This window comes from Natrononativus amylolyticus (genome assembly GCF_024362525.1).
Taxonomy (GTDB): Archaea; Halobacteriota; Halobacteria; order Halobacteriales; family Natrialbaceae; genus Natrononativus; species Natrononativus amylolyticus.
Genome location: NZ_CP101458.1, coordinates 833063 through 848655 on the forward strand (window position 1 = coordinate 833063; position 15593 = coordinate 848655).

The following is a 15593-nucleotide window of genomic DNA, read 5'->3' on the forward strand; positions in this document are numbered from 1 at the left end:
GTGAATGAGGGTGCCGAGTGCGGCGGGGGTTAAGACTCGATCTCGAGGGTGTAGAGACGCTTGCGGGCGTCGGAGAAGGAGAATCGGGATCGAATGACGTTCTCCTCGTCGAGCCGGTTCAGGGCGTAACGGACCGTCCGGGCGGGAAGCAGCGTCTCGTCGGCGATCTGTTGCTGGGTCATCGTCTCGTTGTACTCGAGGACCTTCGCGACGAGCTTCGCACTCGGCGGTAGGTCGCGGACGTCGTCCCAGGTGCCTCTGGCGGCGGAGTCGTGTTGCAACGGCTCGGATGTGCTCATCGTGGATCACAGTTATACATACGGCCTAATAATATTTGCTGTTTAGTTCTATTCACAGTAGTAATTATTCTATCTCGCTACACCTACCCGAAGCCTCTTATGAAGCAATGACCTACCAGAAGGTGATGAGTGACACTGTGGACGACGTCGACCTCCCGTATGATGAGGACGAGGCGTCCCAACAGGAGAAAATACGGTCACTCGAGGATCGCCTTGAAGTCCTCGAATCGCAGAACGAGGAGATGCGGGACAAGCTCCTCGATGCGAACGCCGAGAACAACAAGTACCAGCAGAAACTCGAGCGGTTGACCCACGAGAACAAGAAGCTGAAACAGTCGCCGCTGTTCGTCGCCACGGTCCAGGAGATGACGGACGACGGCGTCATCATCAAACAGCACGGCAACAACCAGGAGGCCCTGACCGAGGTCACGGAAGAGATGCGCGAGGACCTCGATCCCGACGCGCGCGTCGCCGTCAACAACTCTCTATCTATCGTCAAGACCCTCTCGAACGAGACGGACGTGCGCGCCCGCGTGATGGAGGTCACCGAGAGCCCCGACGTGAGCTACGAGGACATCGGCGGCTTAGAAGAGCAGATGCAGGAGGTCCGCGAGACCGTCGAGATGCCCCTCGAGAAACCCGAGATGTTCAAGGACGTCGGCATCGATCCGCCGAGCGGCGTCTTACTGTACGGGCCGCCGGGCACCGGGAAGACGATGCTCGCCAAGGCCGTCGCCAACCAGACCGACGCCACCTTCATCAAGATGGCCGGCTCCGAGCTGGTCCACAAGTTCATCGGCGAGGGGGCGAAGCTGGTTCGCGACCTCTTCGACGTCGCACGCGACCACGAGCCCGCGGTGATCTTCATCGACGAGATCGACGCCATCGCCGCCAAGCGCACCGAGTCGAAGACGAGCGGCGACGCCGAGGTCCAGCGGACGATGATGCAGCTTCTGAGCGAGATGGACGGCTTCGAGGACCGCGGCGAGATCCGAATCATCGCCGCCACCAACCGCTTCGACATGCTCGACCGCGCGATCCTTCGGCCCGGCCGGTTCGACCGCCTCATCGAGGTGCCAAAGCCCAACGAGGAGGGACGCGAGATCATCTTCCAGATCCACACCCGCGACATGAACGTCGCCGACGACGTCGACTTCGCGGAACTGGCCGCCGAGGCGACGGAGGCCTCCGGCGCGGACGTCAAGGCCGTCTGCACCGAAGCCGGTATGTTCGCCATCCGCGACGACCGCACGGAGATTCGGATGGAGGACTTCCGCAACGCCTGGGAGAAGGTCCAGGCCGAAAACGACGAGAGCGACGAAGTCTCGAAGACGTTCGCCTGATCGCTCGGTTTTTCGTTCGTGGGGCGTTCACGAACCGGTTCTTCCGCTACAGGAACACGAACAGCAGCCACGGCACGACGAACAGCGCGACGAACAGCAGTCCGAGGATCAACAGATACCCCACACCGGTTCCCACCGCCGTGATCCACGACGGGTGGTCGTACTCACTGAGATCGACAGCCATACCGGTACGGTGTCTCGAAACCCGCATAAACGTACCGGGACGCGAGCCGACCCCGCTCGTCGGGGCTCGAGGCGGACCGGCGGTCGACGCTCGAGTCGACTCCGACTTTCGGGCCGCTTTTATCGTCAGAGTCGCTACGAGCCGTCAATGACCAAAATCGTCGTGGTGGACAACCACGGGCAGTTCACCCACCTCGAGCAGCGGGCGCTTCGCGACCTCGGCGTCGAGACCAAACTGATCGATAACGACACCCCGCCGGCGGACGTCGACGCCGACGGCGTCGTGCTCTCGGGCGGGCCCGACATGGATCGGGTCGGGCGCTCTCCCGACTATCTCGAGGCCGGCGTTCCCGTCCTCGGCATCTGTCTGGGGATGCAGATCATGGCCGCCGAACTCGACGGCCGCGTCGGCGGCGGCGAGTACGGCGGCTACGCGGACGTCACCGTCGAGATCGTCGACGAGGCCGATCCGCTGGTCGGCTCGCTGCACCCCGAGACGCGCGTCTGGGCGAGCCACGCCGACGAGGTGAAGGAGCTGCCGACCGGGTTCGACCTCACCGCCAAAAGCGACGTCTGCGGGGTCGAGGCGATGAGCGACACCGCCCGGGACCTCTACGGCGTCCAGTGGCACCCCGAGGTCGCCCACACTGAGCGCGGCGAGGAGGTCTTCGAGAACTTCCTCGAGATCTGCGAGTCGGCGTAAAACCGCCGGTTCGACGGCTCCACCTCTGCGATGCGACGACCCCGCCCCCTGGGATGGGCCGACGCACGGAGGGCGATCGCTTCCAAAACCGGTATGTGCCCGTCGAGCAACACTTTCCGCATGGCCGGCGGTATGCGGGCGCGACTACTCCGAACCGACCTCGAGGCGTGGAACGACGAGCGGTACGTCTACGTGGGTGGGCCGATGTGTGCCGTTCTCGGCCTGCTTCTGGGTCAGCTGTTCGGCGTTCACCTGGTTTCTTCGGCCGCCGGCGAGCGCCTGGTCGTGGCGCTGGTCACGGGGCTGTCGATCGTGATCGGGCTCGCGGTGCTCGCGGCGCTGGATCGATAGTCCCGACGCGTCGCCGCCTCGAGTCGCCCCGCTGTGTCCCTGCCGAGCGAGAGCCGGCGCGGTCGCAGTGACGGGGTGCGGGGCGACTGGACCGCGTTCTCCTACTCCACCTCCCGCTCCAGCGCCGCCGCTCGCCCCTCGAGTCGGTCGACGACCTCGGGCCTGCCGCGACAGCGGATCCTCACCCGTCCGTCCGCGTAGTCGACCGACTCGACGTCGGTCCGGTCGTACGCCCGGGAGACCAGCGCCATCGCCTCGTCGCAGTTCGGCACCTCGAGGGTCGCCCGCTCGGTCGGCAGCCGGTCGCTCACGGCCGCGAGCAGCGCCTCGAGGTTCGTCCCCTCGGTGACGCTCACCGGGACTGCGTCACGTCCCGATTCCCGCGCGGTCGCGAGGCGAGCCTCGAGTTCGTCGGCCGAGAGGCGGTCAACCTTGTTGACCGCCACCACCACCCGCTCGGCCTCGACGCCCTGTTCGGCGAGGGTCTCGAGCGAAACCGCGAGCCGGTCGCGGAACCGCGGGCGGTCGTCGCTGCCGTCGCAGACGAGCACGACGATGTCGGCCGCGGCGGCCTCGGAAAGCGTCGAACTGAACGAGACGACCAGCTCGTGGGGCAGGTCGTCGACGAACCCCACGGTATCGGTGGCGAGAACGGGCCGACCGTCGATGGTCGCCCGGCGGGTCGTGGTCTCGAGGGTCTTGAACAGCCGGTCCTCGATTTCGGCGGTGGCCCCTTTGTTCGAGGCCGAGTCGGTTTCTTCGGGATCCCCGTCCTCGAGCGACATGTCGTCGGCGAGACGGTGCAACAGCGTCGACTTCCCCGCGTTGGTGTAGCCGGCGATCGTGAGGAGGTCGAACCCTTCCTCGCGCCTGCGGGCGCGGAACTGTTCCGTCGGATCGGGCAGTTCGGAGAGTTTTCGCTCGAGGCGAGCGATTCGGTCGCGGGCGTCGTACACCGGCGTCCCGCTCTCGGTGACGCGGTTCAACATCCCCTCGTCGGCGGCTTCGATCATCCGCGGGAGGTCGTAGCGCAGCCGGGCCAGTTCGACCTGGAGGCGAGCGCGGCGGGTCCCCGCCCGCGCCTCGAAGATCTCGAGGACGAGCCGGTATCGGTCGTACACCGCCGTACCCGGCGGCATCGCCGACTCGAGAGCGTGGTGCTGTGCGGGCGTCAGTCCGTCGGCCGCGACGACCGTCCCGGCGCCGGTCTCCGCGACGAGTGCGGCGAGTTCCTCGACCGTCCCAGCGCCGAGGTACGTTCCGCTATCGGGGGTCCCGGCCTGGGTGAGTTCGGCGACGACCTCGTGGCCGGCGGCCTCGGCGAGCCCGCGGATTTCGGTCGTCTCGACGGGGGCGGACGGCCCGCGAGCGACGACGACAGTTCGTGCGTGCGTTCGTGATCGTGACATCGGATGTGTACTCTCTGAATCATGGTCTGGCGGCGATCTCCCGACCGGAAGTCGGGACTATCGGATCGGAACGCGGACTCGAGGCGGACGCTACGCCGACGGCACTCCGCGGCCAGCGACGTGTGAGGGGACTCGAGTCCGATCAGGAAAACGAGAGGGTCTCCATTCTCGACCGTACCTGTGCGGACGTTACGGAAAGGGATTTCGGTGGCGTGTCACTTAGTGGCACAGCTCGCCCGGTAAGAGGTTCGACGAGCGCGCGAAAATGCGGCGTCGAAGTTACGCGCCGAACAGCTCGTCGACGGCCTCGCGAGCCGCGAGCGCCGCGTCGTCGGCGACCCGCTCGGGGTCGTGCTCGTCGTCGGGCGCGTTGAGGTAGACGTCCACCTCGAGGACGCCCTCCTCGAACACGACGGTCACGTCGTAGTCCCGCACCGTAGACTGTTTGTACCGCGAGAAGATGACCCCCTCGGCGGCGTCCGAGGCCGTCTGGACGACGGCCTCGTCGGTCGGCTCCTCGGTCGACATCTACGCGCCGCCGGCGCCGGGGCCGCCCGGACCCGCGGGACCGCCCATCGCGCCGCCGCCACCGAGGAGGTTCTGGAGCTCCTCCTGGAGCGACTCGAACTGCTGCTGGACGCGCTCTTCTTGCTTCTCGAGGGTCTCGAGGCGAATCTCGAGGGTGTTCACCTTGTCGTCGAGGTCGTCTTCGGCCTCGTCGAACTCCGTCTCGACGAACAGCTCGCCGACCTGGCGGTACATGGTGGTGTCCTCGTCGAGCTCTTCGAGCTCCTCGAGGGCGGCCTGGGCGTCGGAAAGCGAGGACTCGGTCTCCTGTTTCTGGATGGCGACGTTCTGTGCGGTCTCCTGGAGCCCCTGCAGCTCCTCGAGTTTCTCCTGTGCCTCCGGTGGCAGATTACCTTGCATACCTCGACCGAAGCCCTCCGGACTGATAAAGCCAAGCTTTGTCACCGAGCGGGCGGACGCGCGAGGCGGGCGAGGGCGCCGACGGGAACGACGGCGACGAGGGGGAGCCGGGAGCCACTCGAGAGGGCGACGACCGCCGTATCCCCGACAGCGACGGATCGACCGATCGCCACGTCCGAGAGCCGCTCGTCGAACGTGGTCTCGAGACGACCGTGCCACACCCGACCGCCGTCACCGTCGCGGGGGAACGAGGTGAGCACGAGCCGGTCGCCCGGCTCGTCGATCCCGCCCGCGGTCGGGAGCCACCACCGAACGTAGACCAGCACGCCGTAGAGGACCCCCGCCGGAAGGATGTACGCGAACGACGAGAGATCGCGACTCACGACGAGCGCGAGGAACGCGACGTGAACGAGCGCCCCGCCGACCGCGAGGACGGCGAGGACGGGAGTCGGGGCGTGTTCGACGACCGACCGGGTCGGATCGCTCGGCTCCGGCGCTCGCAGCCGAAGGACGGTCAGCCCGTGACGCGAGGACGAGAGCCACGAGAGGAGGAGCCAGGCCGCTGGAAGCGTCACGACGATGGCGAGGGCGACGATTTCGCGAGCGCCGGTCGGCAGTCCCAGCGAGTAGAGGATCGCGCCGACGAACACGCCGAGACACAGCGCGGCGAACCCGCCCGAGAGGGTCCAGGAGGCGTACAGTAGCGCCCGGAGAAGGCGGGAGTTCGAGGGGGTGAGCTGCCACTCGAGGGGAGTCGCCGGTGTTCCGTCGTCGACAGCCGTCGAGGGGACGTCGTCAGCCATCGACTCGAGTCCGCCGGCCGACGTCCGCGGCCCGCTCTGCGACGTCGACCAGGGTGAACCAGGTGTTGAGCGACGCACGGAGGGCGGTGACGTCGCGGGCGACGATTTCGATCGTCACCAGGGCGCCGTCTCGAGCGATCGTCGTCCGCGAGCGCTCGTCGTCGATCTCGTCGACCTCGCGGGAGACGCTGTCGGCGACGACGCGGGCTCGCGCCGGGGTCTCGTACTCGAACTCGAGGGTCGCGTCGTGAGAAAACACGCGGCTATCCCGTCGACCGGACGTCGCGTCTCGAACACTCCCGAACCGTCGGGTGCGTGTGTGACTGTACGGGCCCGGTCGGGATCATCAGTCGACGTCGACTTCCTTGACGTCCCGACTGCGCTCTTTCAGGAGCACGCGGTGGCCGCAGTAGGGACAGCGGACGCCTCCGTACTCGTCGAGTTGCACGTCGCGTTTACAGCGGGAGCACTTGTAGCTCATGGCGAAGTAGTGGTCGCTCAGTTGTCGTCGTCGCCGAGTGCGGCGCGGATCGAGCGGCGGACGGTGCGTCCGGCGGGCGTCTCGGGGCGGTAGGCGCCGCCGGTGAAGATCTCGCCGGTTTCCTCGTTCTTCCAGATACCCGTGCCGACGCGTTTGACGTCGTCACCGTCGACCTGGGAGTTTCGCATATCGTCTTCGATCTCGCTGACGCGGCGTCGTGCGACGCGGCCGTAGCGAGCGCCAAAGCGGCCCGCGCTGCCGACCGTTCGCTTCCGTTTCTCGGCCATAGTACCGCAAACTATCCCCAGCGGACGCATAAACCTGTTGAGTTACGACCGTTCCGCGGCGGTTCGCTCGGCCATCGGTCCGACGAGCACCTCGCGGACGACGAGTCCGAAGGCGGCCACGAAACCGGCCGGTGCGAGCGGCGCTCCGAGCAGTCCGGTGGCGACCCCGGTCGCGGCGATCGCGCTCCTGAACAGCAGCCCGCTCACCGCGAGCAGGGGGATCGCCGCGAGGACGACGTCAGCGCGCTCGAGCATAGCTAATTATATATCATTACCTCCCGCCGGAAAAGGCCCCGAGAACCAGCAGGTACTGTCACTTCGACGAGTCGACGACAGTGATCACCCCGTGGTCGTCGGGTCGGCTACCGAAACTCCTCCTCGGCGAGCACGTCGTTGAGGTCCTCCCGGATCCGCTCGCCCATCTCCCGATCCCGGGCCGTCGTCACCACCCGGTTCTCCTGGACGCTCGAGCCGTCCCGCAGCAGCATTCGGACGTTGCCGCCGTCGTCGGCGCGGGTCACCTTCGCCCGGAGCCCCGACTGTGAGCCCGTCCCGCCAGCGTCGATCGGTCCCGGAATCACCTTCTTGACGTGGGGGTGATCCGCCACGGTGTGGATCGCCCGTATCCCCGTTCGGCCGCCGATCAGGGTGGTGTGGCTGCCGCCGATCTTCTCGGCGGGCGGTGTTTCGACTACGTCGAGGGCCGGTTCGCCGCGGCGCTCGAGCACCGACTCGACTGGGTCCTCGCCGTCGACCCGGTAGAACTGGTGGTGAAGCTCCGAGCGCACGGCTCGAATCACCTCACGCTCGCCCGCGGCGTACACCTCCTCGGGGCGCTTGCGCCGGATGTCGTCGGCGAGCAGGCCGGCGAAGTTCCGCAGTTCGACCACCTCGCTCTCGCCGTCCTCGGGCGTCGTCGTGATCGTCGTCTCGCCGACGACCTCGTCCTCGGCGAGGATCGTCATCGTCGCCCGGTCGCGGGCGGCCTCGAGGACGACCGCGTCGGCGTTGGCCTCGCGACAGACCAGACAGAAGTCCCCCGGCTTCTCGAGGGGCGAGGCGCAGTGACGACACTCCATACCGGCGGTTGACGGCGCCGGTGTAAAACGACCGTGTTTTCTCACCAGGACCGCGAGAGCCACCGCCGGCGGAGCCGGGTGAAAAGGGACGGGTCGCCGTGGCGAACCCGCAGCGTCGTCCCGTCGTACTCGAAAAACAGCTCGGCGGCGGGGACGCGCTCGCCGTCGGGCAGGGTCACGGTCAGTTCGCCGGAGGGCACCGTGCCGCCGCCGCTGGGGCCGAACAGCGGCGGACGGCGGATGACGGGCTTCGAGACCGGCTCGCTGTACTCGATCTCGTACACCGGCTCGTCGCCCGCCTCGAGTTTCTCCCAGTCGACGATCTCCCGGGTGAGGGTCTCTCCGATCATACCGGGCGCTGCTCCCGACAGCTAAATGAACGTGTCGGCTCCGGGAGACGGAACCGGGAACGATCGGCTCAGTTCGCGTTCTCGTTCGCTTCGTCCGCGTCCGTCGACGGGTCGGGATGGGTCGTGTCCAGCAGGTTCTGCAGGTATCGCATCCCGGTAGCGACGCCCATCACGCTGTCCATCACCGCCTGCTGACTCGCCTCGTTGGGGTAGATCCGATGCTCCATCTGGACGGTCTCGGCGTCTCGAAGGGCACAGGCCCGGTCCTCCTCGTCGAGGAACGTGTAGAACCCGGGCGTCGCCGCGAGTACCGGCCCCATCTGCGCCAGGAGCTCCGTACGCGATTCCTCGTCGCGCACGAGCCGTTTCGCCCGCTCGGTGTCGAACGCGGTGCGTCCGACCACCCGAATCGGACCGCGCTTCTCCTCTTTGATGAGGTGAATCGGCAGCCTCGAGAGCGTCACCTCCAGGTTGAACTCCGTCGCGTCGTCGGCGTGCGACGAGATATCCTGAATGGCGTTTTCGTCGAGCCACCAGCGGACCTGGTCGATGCTTACGTGGGTCGTCATGACCCGACTTCAGCGTCGGTTCGAAAAAGGGTTGAGCCGGCAGCAGCCGTTATTTCCGCCCTCGAGTCAGTACGAGCCCACGAAGTTTCACGACACCCCACCATTCGCAGGTGGCAGGAAGATCGCTCGAGCCTCGAGGTGGAAAAACGAGCCGTGCCACTCTGTGTCGAGGTTTCGGTTAGTCAACTCGAGGCCGAATCGGCTAACTTCGTCCCGCAGGCCCGGCAGTACCGCGCGCCCTCCCGGAGAACGGCCTCGCACTCCGGACAGACGATGCCATTGGCGGGGGCGGTCGAACCGAGTTCGGTGCCACAGGACCAGCAGTAGTCGGCGTCCTCGGCGACGTCGGCCCCGCAGTTCGGACAGCCGACGGCCTCCTCCCAGAGCACCTGTCGGCGGGTCTTCGTCGCATAGTTGTACGCCCCCCAGAGGACGTTCCCGATCCCCATCGTCCACCAGATCGTCAAGAGCGCGACGAGCAGGTGCGATCCCAGGGAGCCGAATTCTCGGTCGACCATGACCACCCGGTCGCGGTCTTCCTGCTCGATCCGCCAGCCTCGAGCCACCAAGTCGTCGATCTCACGCTGTAGTCGAGCGCTTCGCATAGGGGTCGTAGAACTCGAGGCTGCAAAAGGCTGTCAGCCGTGCCGGGGTCAGCCGAGGTCGACCGGATCGACCTTCAGGTACTCCCGCAACAGCACCGTCGCGTAAGAGCCCTTCGGCAGCGAAAACGACAGCGTCAGCGGCTCGAGGTCGTACTCGAGGCCCGTCCGAACCAGGATCGCCCGTCGAGTGCCGGTCGAGTGAAACTCCCCCGGCAGGTCGAAGTCCGCGGGCTCGAGGTCCAGTTCTGCGAGCACCTCGCGTTCGATCTCGCCCTGCTCGCCGTCGGCGAGTTCCGTTTCGGTGCCGACCAGCGGCGCGGTGACGAACGCCCGGCCGCGCTCGCAGTGGCGGGTCACCGACCGAACCCGGCGCTCGTCGACGCGCTGCTCGCGGTCGATGTCCGGAAGCTCGAGGCCCTCTGGGGCGTCCGTATCCGAAAAGCAGACGACGTCGCCCGCGACGGGTTTCTCGAAGGGGAGTCCGCGCTCGAGGCGACGACTCAGCATCAGGTTGAACGCGTACGACTGGGCGGCGTGGACGAACAGCCGCTGGAGGTTCGAGGGCAGGCGCTCGAGCGTTTTCCGAAAGTCCACGGGGCCTGGCTCGCCATCGCACTCGGCGAGTCCGTGGAGCAGGGAGCGCTCGTAGCGGAGGCCGCTGGGGAAGCGCTCGAGGGCCGCGTGCCAGTCTCGATCGTCTCCCTCGCACAGTTCGTCGAAGACGAACTGGCGGGCCTCCTGGGTCGCGTCGGGTTCGCTCTCGAAAGGGTTGCTGAGATAGGCGAGGACGGCCCCCTCCCAGTCGCCGCGGACGATCTCGAGGCCGACCTTGTGGGTGATCGGCCGCCGGCTGCCGAACCGTTGCTGGCCGAAGAAGTTGGGGACGCCGACGCTGGTGGATGACTCGTCGTCCGCATCCCCTCCCTCGAGCCCCCCGAACGCCGCCAGTTCATCGGTGATTGCAGCCGCGTTTTCGGGGGACTCGGGCTCGCTGACGACCAGTTCGAAGGCGTTGCCCGCGAGATCGCCGAACTCGATGGACCGGCCGGCTCGGCCCAGCACCTCGATCTCGGCCCCGCTGACGTCGGGCAGGTCGTCGGGATCGGCGCCGTAGACCGAAAACAGCTGCGTGGTGACGGCGTACTTGTCCTTCGTCCCGGCCCAGTTGACCCGCTCGCGGGAAATCCCCAGTGCGTCCGAGAGCCGGGTAGCGAAGTCGTTGGTGTCCCACCCCGAGAGCGTCGCCCGGAAGACGAGGTGGGGGTAGGCGTCCGTCGACGCCGAGAGGGGTTCGGTCGCGAAGCGCTCGAGTTCGCGCACGCGAAAGTGATCGTCGCGCTGGCGCAGGCGGCCGCCGACGCCGTCGGCGGCGGAGACGTAGTGGTCCATGCCGACGAGCTGCTCGGTTGGGTGGGCGGGACGCATTCGTCCGCTATTCCGGGCCCGTGATGCAAATGCGCCACGGTTCGTCGAAACTGCGAGCATCGAGGGCGATACCGGATCCGGCGTGACGCCGTCGACACCGTCGAACGTGAGGACGACCACTACCGCCTCGAGGGGACGGCGGAGGAGATTCACGGGTACGAAACCCTCTCGGTCAACGTGACGCTCGCCGACGACGGCGTCGTCGACTCGTACTACGTCGAGGGCGTGCGTTCGGGTGACGACGAGCGCCACACCTCCGAGTACGCGGTCGACATTGAGCGGGGCGCGACCGACCTCGAGGAGCCGCCGTGGCTCGAGGAATCGAAAACCGCGGTCGGATCGGAGCAGTGACCCGAGCGTCGCGGCTCGAACGCGGTGACCGCCTCCGATGACCGCTCCCTCACGCGCCGAAACGACCGTCGGCGTCGCCGCGATGGTCGGCCTGTTCGTCGTCTTCGAGGCGCTGTTCGGCGACGGCGTCTCCCTCGACTCCGTCCTGGCGGTGAGCGCCGGCGGGGCGCTGGTGGTGGTGATCGCGACGAGCGAGATGAGCGCGCTCGAGCGCCGACCGGCGATGCTCGCCGCGGTCGCGCTCTCGATCCTGCTGGTGGCCCTGGCGTTGTGGCTGCACGCCTGACGGGGTCGCTCTCACTCGCCCCCGGCGACCGACGCAACCAGATCGCGCACGTACGCGAGTTCGTCCTCGTTGACGGTGTGACCCATTCCCTCGTAGATCCGCTCGGTGACGTCGGCCTCGAGCCCCTCGAAGACCGCGGCGGACTCGCGGACCCGCTCGAGCGGGATGTGCGGGTCGCGGTCGCTACAGCCGAAGAAGACCGGCGTCCCCTCCATCGAGCCCTCGTAGGCGAAGTCGGTCCCCTCCGGGCCGATGAGCCCGCCGCTCAGGGCGACGACGCCCCCGTAGCGGCGGGCGTTTCGGGCCGCGAACTCGGTCGAGAGACAGCCGCCCTGGGAGAACCCGAGGAGGATCGTCCGCTCGAGGGGGATACCCTCGTTCTCGATCCGTTTCGTGAGGTCCTCCAGCAGCGACAGGGCGGAGTCGAGGTGGGGCTGGTTCGCCTCGGTCGGCGCGAGAAACGACTGCGGGTACCAGGTTCCCCGATTCGCCTGCGGCGCGAGGTACGCGACGTCGTCGCGACCGAGCTGGTTCGCCAGGTCGAGCATCCCGCGGGCGCGGGCGCCCCGCCCGTGAACGAGGATCATCGCGGCCGACGCCGTCGAGAGCTCGGCGCCGGCGGTTTCGACCGGCTGGTCGCCGTGTGGATCGTCGGTCATACTCGGGCGGACGGGCCGGAGCCGAAAAGAGGTTCGTGCGGCGGCGAACCGAACCGGGATCAGGCGTGCCGGCGGCGCTCGCTAGAGCAGCGAGAGCTCGCCTGTCACCCGGTCGACAGCCGCCTCGTCGGCCGGCCCGACCGCGAGCGCGGTGACGGTTCCCGGCTCGAGTTGCGTGTGACCGGCGTCCCGGATCACCGCGTTGGGCAGCCCCTTCCGGTCGGCGATCTCGGAGAGCTCGTACAGCGTCCGCTCGTCGCTCGCCTTCAGAACGACCTTCTTCTGGCCGCCGCCCTTCCACTGCTTGCGGGCGCGGTCGTCCGCTTTCTCGTAGGCCGACAGCGACGCGTGGGCGACCTGCGCGGCGAGCTTTCCCTCTCCCATACCGATGTCCGTTCGGGCGACGATGGCCTGTTTCATACCAGGTGGTCGTCCTCCGAGCCTAAAGTGGCGCTGATCCGTTGCGCTCGAGGCGAGTCGGTAGATTCTTTTCAATAGGCTGACCCCATCGAGTATGGTGCGAACGCAGCTGCTCGATCCGAAACGGTACTTCGCCGAGCGCGAGCGGCTGTCGGTGGGGCGTGCCGGTGCGGTCGTCGTCTGCTTCTGGGTGGTTTCGGTTGTCGCGCTGACGGCGTTCGTCCAGTCGCTCGAGCCCGCGACTGGCTCCCTCGAGACGTCCGCCGCGTCGATGTATCTCACCCAGTCGATCATCGTCGCCGTTTACGGTGTCGTTGCGCTGTGGCTCTGTCTGGCTGTCGCGCTGCATTTTCTCGCGTGCTGGACGGGTGGGCAGGGGCGATTTTTCGAGGCGCTATCGATCGGCGGCTGGGCGTTCGCGCCGCCACAGCTCCTCGCTCCGGTGGTCGTCCCCATCGCGATTTCAGTGGGGCGGACGGGCGTCGGTCAGCCCGACGAGAGCGGCGTTGCCGTCTTCCAGGGGGTGCGGGAGCTGATTCGCAGCGGCGCGTTCGACGCCGTCCTCGCCGTCCTCGCCACCTGGACGATCGTCCTCTGGGCGTACGGCCTCGAGCAGCGGTACGAGCTGCCGTTCGTCCGGGCCGTCGGCTGTGCGGCCGCGGTCGCGCTCGCGGTCGTCGCCACCGTGTTCGTCATCACACTCGGGTTCCGGTAGGCCGGCGACCGGCCGGACGACACGGCGTCGCCGGCGGGCATCGGGAACTTTACGCCGCTTCCCGCTCGAGTCATCCACCATGATCCTCTCGGATGCGGACATCCTGCGGCGACTCGAGGCGGACGACCTCGCCATCGAACCGATCGACGACCCCGAACTGCAGATCCAGCCGGCGAGCGTCGACCTCCGACTGGGTGCGGAGTTTCTCGAGTTCCAGCGGGCGAACATCCCGTGTATCCACCCGAACTCCGAGCAGGAGGTCGACGAGTACGTCACCGAGACGGTCGTCGACGAGGGCGAGGACTTCATCCTCCACCCCGGCGACTTCGTGCTGGGGACGACCTACGAGCGCGTCGAGATCCCGGCGGACCTCATCGCCCACGTCGAGGGGCGATCCTCGCTCGGCCGGCTCGCCGTGGTCGTCCACGCCACCGCCGGCCTCTGCGATCCCGGCTACAGGGGCCAGATCACCCTCGAACTCTCGAATCTCGGCACCGCGCCAGTCGCGCTCACGCCGGGTATGCGGATCTCCCAGCTCACCTTCACGGAGCTGAAGACCCCCGCAGAGCGGCCCTACGGCAGCGACCGCGGCTCGAAGTACCAGGACCAGGACGGCCCGCAGGCCTCGCGCATCCAGAGCGACGACGAGTTCGGCGGCGACCAGCTTCGACGCGACGGAAACGAGTAGGCGCCGCGGGCCGGCCGCGCGGCGCGGTAACCCCAGAGTTATTTCCGCCGCGGCCCTACCGATCGGCAACGAATGAAATTCGTCGAAGAGATCGTCGTCGAAGAGTTCCTCCCCACGGTTCGTTCGCTGCTCGCCGGCGAGCTCCGCGACCGGGGGCTCACGCAGAGCGAGGTCGCCGAGATGCTCGGGATCAGCCAGAGCGCCGTCTCGAAGTACGCCCACGGCGAGGTGGCGACCAACGATCGCATCGCCGCCGACGACCGGGTCACCTCGCTCGTCTCCCGGCTTGGCGAGGGACTGGCCGCCGGCGATATGACCTCGGTGCAGGCGTTGATCGAGGTGGAAATTCTGATCCGCGAACTCGAGAACGGCGGCGACCTGCTGGCGGTTCTCCACGAGGAGGCCGTCCCCGAACTCGCCGACCACGGCGAGAGCTTCCGGGTGCACGATCCGGACAACGCGCTCCGGACGAGCGAGCGGGTGCTCTCGTCGCTTCGCGGCGGGCTTCGCATCCTCGAGAACGCGAGCGGCTTCGCGGGGCTCATCCCCGCCGTGGGCTCGAACCTGGTCGCGTGTACGCCCGACGCCGAGGACGTCGACGACGTCGCCGGCGTCCCCGGCCGGATCTTCGACGTCAAGGGGCGGGCGACGGTGCCGGCGGGTCCCGAGTTCGGCGTCTCCGAGCACGTCGCGACCGTCCTGCTGGCCGCCCGCCGACACGGCTCCGACGCGGCTGCCGCGGGGAACATCCGCTACGATCCCGCCCTCCTCGCCGACCTCGAGGAACGAGGCCACGTCACCGCCGAGTTCGACGAGACCGGCGACGTCGCCTCGAGCGTCGGCGCGGCGATCGAAGCCCGACCGGAGGCGACGGTGCTCTACCAGACGGGCGGGCAGGGAATCGAGCCGATCAGTTACGTCCTCGGCCCCGACGCGGAGTCGGTCGCCGACGCGATCCGATCGCTGGTCTGAGATGGCGGGAAACCGGACCGGCTCCGAGAGCGCACAGGCGTTCTACGGGCGCTGGGCGCGCCTCTACGACCTGCTCGCGCGCCGAACCCCGGGGATCTCGGCCCTGCGGGCGCGGGCGGCGGCGGCGTGTCGCCTCGAACCCGGTGACACCGTCGTCGAGATGGGGTGTGGCACCGGCGCGAACCTGCCGTACCTGCGCGAGCGCGTCGGCCCGGAGGGGACCGTGATCGGCGTGGATTTCACGGGGCCGGTGCTCGAGCGCGCCCGCGACCTCACTGCCGAGTACGACAACGTCCACGTCGTCCGTGGCGACGCGACCCGGCCGCCGGTCGACGACGCCGACGCGGTGCTCGCGACGTTCGTCGTCGGGATGCTCGCCGACCCCGCGGGCGCTGTCGACGACTGGTGTGACCTCGTCGGCCCCGGCGGCCACGTCGTCCTCGTCAACGCCGCGCGCAGCGAGGCGTGGTACGCGCCGCCGGTCAACGCGCTGTTCCGGGCCGTCACCGTGCTCTCGACGCCGCCCACGCTAAAGTTCCGTTACGACACCGAGCCCCACCGTCGGCTGGACGAGCGGGTCGCCGCGGGCCACGGGCGCCTCCGGGGGCGCTCGAGGGCGGTCGCCCACGAGACCCACGCCCTCGGGGTCGTGCGGCTGACCGGCGGCGAGATCGAATAGCGGACCCGA

Annotated in this window: 26 protein-coding genes; 9 read left to right on the forward strand and 17 right to left on the reverse strand. The window is 68.0% G+C overall.

Features of this window, described 5'->3' with window-relative positions; genetic code table 11:
* Positions 1-29: 29 nt before the first annotated feature.
* Complete coding sequence (locus tag NMQ11_RS04130; RefSeq protein WP_255170135.1) at positions 30-299, reverse strand: MarR family transcriptional regulator; 270 nt, start codon at positions 297-299, stop codon at positions 30-32.
* A 125-nt stretch (positions 300-424) separates the two neighbouring features.
* On the opposite strand from NMQ11_RS04130, the gene pan1 reads away from it, so the two are divergent.
* Positions 425-1642, forward strand: a complete 1218-nt coding sequence (gene pan1, locus NMQ11_RS04135; protein WP_255170136.1) for a proteasome-activating nucleotidase Pan1 — start codon at positions 425-427, stop codon at positions 1640-1642.
* A gap of 46 nt (positions 1643-1688) precedes the next feature.
* On the opposite strand, the gene NMQ11_RS04140 is transcribed toward pan1, so the two are convergent.
* The gene (locus NMQ11_RS04140) at positions 1689-1826 is read right to left on the reverse strand and encodes a hypothetical protein (protein ID WP_255170137.1); all 138 of its coding nucleotides are present in this window, start codon (positions 1824-1826) and stop codon (positions 1689-1691) included.
* A gap of 147 nt (positions 1827-1973) precedes the next feature.
* Here NMQ11_RS04140 and NMQ11_RS04145 point away from each other — a divergent pair, with 147 nt between their 5' ends.
* The gene (locus tag NMQ11_RS04145; RefSeq protein WP_255170138.1) at positions 1974-2528 is read left to right on the forward strand and encodes a GMP synthase subunit A; all 555 of its coding nucleotides are present in this window, start codon (positions 1974-1976) and stop codon (positions 2526-2528) included.
* A gap of 120 nt (positions 2529-2648) precedes the next feature.
* A complete protein-coding gene (locus tag NMQ11_RS04150; protein ID WP_255170139.1) occupies positions 2649-2879 on the forward strand; it encodes a hypothetical protein in 231 nt (76 codons plus the stop codon).
* A gap of 101 nt (positions 2880-2980) precedes the next feature.
* On the opposite strand, the gene hflX is transcribed toward NMQ11_RS04150, so the two are convergent.
* The 13 genes from hflX to truD form a co-directional block, all read right to left on the reverse strand.
* A complete protein-coding gene (hflX, locus tag NMQ11_RS04155; RefSeq protein ID WP_255170140.1) occupies positions 2981-4288 on the reverse strand; it encodes a GTPase HflX in 1308 nt (435 codons plus the stop codon).
* Between the two features lie 279 nt (positions 4289-4567).
* Positions 4568-4816: a DUF3194 domain-containing protein gene (locus NMQ11_RS04160; protein ID WP_255170141.1), complete on the reverse strand. Its 249-nt coding sequence runs from the start codon at positions 4814-4816 to the stop codon at positions 4568-4570.
* On the reverse strand, positions 4817-5215 hold the full coding sequence (locus NMQ11_RS04165; RefSeq protein ID WP_255170142.1) for a prefoldin subunit beta: 399 nt from the start codon (positions 5213-5215) through the stop codon (positions 4817-4819).
* 41 nt (positions 5216-5256) lie between these two features.
* Positions 5257-6018, reverse strand: coding sequence for a hypothetical protein (locus NMQ11_RS04170; RefSeq protein ID WP_255170143.1), 762 nt, complete (start codon positions 6016-6018; stop codon positions 5257-5259).
* Positions 6011-6277 carry a KEOPS complex subunit Pcc1 gene (locus NMQ11_RS04175; protein ID WP_255170144.1) on the reverse strand — a complete coding sequence of 89 codons (267 nt, stop codon included), beginning with the start codon at positions 6275-6277 and terminating at the stop codon, positions 6011-6013. The genes NMQ11_RS04170 and NMQ11_RS04175 overlap by 8 nt, the downstream gene beginning before the upstream one ends.
* Before the next feature lie 87 nt (positions 6278-6364).
* Positions 6365-6499, reverse strand: a complete 135-nt coding sequence (locus NMQ11_RS04180; protein ID WP_255170145.1) for a DNA-directed RNA polymerase subunit P — start codon at positions 6497-6499, stop codon at positions 6365-6367.
* 17 nt (positions 6500-6516) lie between these two features.
* Entirely contained in the window at positions 6517-6786 is a 270-nt protein-coding gene (locus NMQ11_RS04185) for a 50S ribosomal protein L37ae (protein WP_255170146.1), read from the reverse strand.
* 42 nt (positions 6787-6828) lie between these two features.
* Entirely contained in the window at positions 6829-7041 is a 213-nt protein-coding gene (locus NMQ11_RS04190; protein ID WP_255170147.1) for a hypothetical protein, read from the reverse strand.
* A 107-nt stretch (positions 7042-7148) separates the two neighbouring features.
* The gene (locus NMQ11_RS04195; protein WP_255170148.1) at positions 7149-7865 is read right to left on the reverse strand and encodes a DUF2103 domain-containing protein; all 717 of its coding nucleotides are present in this window, start codon (positions 7863-7865) and stop codon (positions 7149-7151) included.
* Between the two features lie 41 nt (positions 7866-7906).
* Positions 7907-8215: a hypothetical protein gene (locus NMQ11_RS04200; protein WP_255170149.1), complete on the reverse strand. Its 309-nt coding sequence runs from the start codon at positions 8213-8215 to the stop codon at positions 7907-7909.
* Between the two features lie 68 nt (positions 8216-8283).
* On the reverse strand, positions 8284-8784 hold the full coding sequence (locus NMQ11_RS04205) for a type III secretion system chaperone family protein (RefSeq protein WP_255170150.1): 501 nt from the start codon (positions 8782-8784) through the stop codon (positions 8284-8286).
* Between the two features lie 182 nt (positions 8785-8966).
* Positions 8967-9389, reverse strand: coding sequence for a zinc ribbon domain-containing protein (locus NMQ11_RS04210; RefSeq protein WP_255170151.1), 423 nt, complete (start codon positions 9387-9389; stop codon positions 8967-8969).
* A 48-nt stretch (positions 9390-9437) separates the two neighbouring features.
* Positions 9438-10814 carry a tRNA pseudouridine(13) synthase TruD gene (truD, locus tag NMQ11_RS04215; RefSeq protein ID WP_255170152.1) on the reverse strand — a complete coding sequence of 459 codons (1377 nt, stop codon included), beginning with the start codon at positions 10812-10814 and terminating at the stop codon, positions 9438-9440.
* Between the two features lie 177 nt (positions 10815-10991).
* Here truD and NMQ11_RS04220 point away from each other — a divergent pair, with 177 nt between their 5' ends.
* Together NMQ11_RS04220 and NMQ11_RS04225 are read left to right on the forward strand one after the other, a co-directional pair.
* Positions 10992-11165, forward strand: a complete 174-nt coding sequence (locus NMQ11_RS04220; RefSeq protein WP_255170153.1) for a hypothetical protein — start codon at positions 10992-10994, stop codon at positions 11163-11165.
* Positions 11166-11202: 37 nt separating this feature from the next.
* Positions 11203-11451 (forward strand): hypothetical protein, encoded by a 249-nt coding sequence (locus NMQ11_RS04225; RefSeq protein ID WP_255170154.1) that lies wholly within the window; start codon positions 11203-11205, stop codon positions 11449-11451.
* Positions 11452-11462: 11 nt separating this feature from the next.
* Here NMQ11_RS04225 and NMQ11_RS04230 read toward each other — a convergent pair whose 3' ends face one another.
* Both NMQ11_RS04230 and pth2 read right to left on the reverse strand, forming a co-directional pair.
* Positions 11463-12110 (reverse strand): alpha/beta hydrolase, encoded by a 648-nt coding sequence (locus NMQ11_RS04230; protein ID WP_255170155.1) that lies wholly within the window; start codon positions 12108-12110, stop codon positions 11463-11465.
* Positions 12111-12191: 81 nt separating this feature from the next.
* A complete protein-coding gene (pth2, locus tag NMQ11_RS04235; RefSeq protein WP_255170156.1) occupies positions 12192-12530 on the reverse strand; it encodes a peptidyl-tRNA hydrolase Pth2 in 339 nt (112 codons plus the stop codon).
* A gap of 94 nt (positions 12531-12624) precedes the next feature.
* On the opposite strand from pth2, the gene NMQ11_RS04240 reads away from it, so the two are divergent.
* The 4 genes from NMQ11_RS04240 to NMQ11_RS04255 all read left to right on the forward strand — a co-directional run bounded on the left by NMQ11_RS04240 (position 12625) and on the right by NMQ11_RS04255 (position 15584).
* A complete protein-coding gene (locus tag NMQ11_RS04240; protein WP_255170157.1) occupies positions 12625-13245 on the forward strand; it encodes a YIP1 family protein in 621 nt (206 codons plus the stop codon).
* 79 nt (positions 13246-13324) lie between these two features.
* A complete protein-coding gene (gene dcd / locus NMQ11_RS04245) occupies positions 13325-13933 on the forward strand; it encodes a dCTP deaminase (RefSeq protein ID WP_255170158.1) in 609 nt (202 codons plus the stop codon).
* Between the two features lie 72 nt (positions 13934-14005).
* Positions 14006-14905 carry a thiamine-phosphate synthase family protein gene (locus NMQ11_RS04250; protein WP_255170159.1) on the forward strand — a complete coding sequence of 300 codons (900 nt, stop codon included), beginning with the start codon at positions 14006-14008 and terminating at the stop codon, positions 14903-14905.
* A gap of 1 nt (position 14906) precedes the next feature.
* Positions 14907-15584, forward strand: a complete 678-nt coding sequence (locus tag NMQ11_RS04255) for a class I SAM-dependent methyltransferase (RefSeq protein WP_255170160.1) — start codon at positions 14907-14909, stop codon at positions 15582-15584.
* The last annotated feature ends 9 nt before the right edge of the window (positions 15585-15593 follow it).